The 1,940-nt window shown below is 69.7% G+C and carries 1 protein-coding gene; it reads right to left on the bottom strand.

All coding sequences use genetic code 11. From position 1 onward, the window contains the following. Positions 1-1,766, bottom strand: a 1,766-nt coding sequence (gene hisG, locus AC1VTH_RS08040; protein ID WP_481335648.1) for an ATP phosphoribosyltransferase, incomplete at its 3' end; no start/stop codon positions are given. Positions 1,767-1,940: the final 174 nt, after the last annotated feature.

Here is a 1,940-nt window from a genome sequence, read left to right on the forward strand (position 1 = left end):
GCGTTCTGCTCGGCCATGGCGGGCGCGGGGGCGGGCGTGGCGTTCTTCTCGGCCACGTTCTTCTCGGCCGTGGTGGTTTTGCCGGCAATGACGGTGCCCAGGCGCTCGTTGGTCTGGCGGGCGGCACTGGCCAGGCGGGCGGCGAGGTCGCGGATGCGGGCGTCGCAACGGTAGGCGGCCGGTCCGGCGAAGAAGCGCGCGGTGCACTCCATGACGTCGTCAACGATCACGAGGTCGTTCTCGCGCAGGGTCGAGCCCGTGGCCGTGATGTCGACGATGCGGTCGGTCATGCCCACGATGGGCCCCAGCTCGATGTTTCCGTGCAGGGCCAGGATGTCGACCTGCTGGCCAATGCGGTCGTAGTAGGCCTGGGTGATGCGCGGGTACTTGGTGGCCACGCGCATGGTGCCGCGCCAGGCATAGGCGCGCTCAGCCTCGCCCTTGCGCGAGGCGGGCTCGGCCACGATGAAGCGGCAGGCGCCGTAGCCCAGATCTGCTATCTGGAGCAGGTCGAGGTCGGCCTCGATGAGCGAGTCGGAGCCACAGATGCCGCAATCGGCACCGCCGTGGGCCACGAAGGCCGGGGCATCGCTCGCGCGCACGATGACGTACTCGACGTCACCGGCGGAGATGATGAGCTTGCGGCCGTAGTCGCGCAGGTCGCCGACGGGCAGGCCCGCGGCCTCGAGCGTTGCGAGCGTGGGCGCAAACAGCGACCCCTTTGGCACCGCGATTCGCAGGGGGCGGTTGCCCAGATGCGCCCCAGGCATGGGTACCTCGGCGCCGCCGCGGGCGCCCAGAACCTCCTGCAGGCGCTCAAGGGACAGGGCAAAGCCGCAGGCAGCGGTGTTGGGCATGCCAAGGTTGGCGAGCACCGCGTCGTAGCGGCCGCCCGAGGCAAGGCTCGCGGCCACGCCGTTCACATAGGCCTTGAAGATGATGCCCGTGTAGTAGTCGAAGCTGTTGATGATGCTGAAGTCAAAGGAGAGCTCGGGGGCGGCAGACGTGCCCGCGAGGCCCGCGACGAGGCCGCGCAGCTCGGCGGTGCCGCGGCGGTCGACCGGCACGCAGGCACTCTCGAGCAGCTCGTCCACGCGATCGATGACGCTCGCATCGCCGTGGAGTCGCGGCAGCTCGTGGAGGGCGTCGGCGATGGGCGCGGGCAGGTTGGCGGCGTCGACGTCCTCGTCGAGCGCCACGAGGTTCGAGGCGTGCACCTGGGCGAGGACTTCCTCGCGCAGGGCCTCGTCGGCGACGTCGGCCTCGAGCAGGGCCAAAAGCGGGCGCACCGAGCCGGCGACGATGCGCACGTTTGGGATATCGAGAGCAGAGAGCGTGTCGGCCAGGAGCGAGACGACCTCGACCTCGCCGCTCACCTCTCCCCCACCGATGAGCTCGACGCCCAGCTGCGCGAACTGGCGGGGCTGACCGCGCAGGGCGCCCTGCTCGCGCACGACCGGTGCCTCGTAGCGCAGACGGGCCGGGAGTTGGGACGCGCCCAGGCGCTGGGCCGTGAGACGGGCGATGGGCAGGGTGAGGTCGGGGCGCAGCATAAGCAGGCGGTTGTCGGAGTCGAACAGCTGGAAGGGCGACCCCTTAATGCGCCCGGCGCGCTCGAGCACGCTGCGCTCCTCGAGCAGCGGCGTCTCGACCGGGACGTAGCCGTGCGTATCGAAGACGGCACGCACGCGGTCGCGGATCTGCTCGCGGGCGCGCGCCTCGGCGGGCAGGATGTCGCGAAAGCCCCTCGGCGTTCCAATGGCCACAGGTTCCTCCTCGGTATATGGGGTGGGCACCAAGCTAGCACGCGCCCGTTTCTCGTTGGTTTCGCTTCTGATGGCAGCGGTGCCACCATGGCGTTGCGCTGCTCGCACGGCTGCGGCATGCGAGCCATCCTTAACGTGCTTGACACTTTAGCACAGTAAAGTGCTTCTCGCGCC

The organism is Parolsenella sp. (assembly GCF_982402205.1).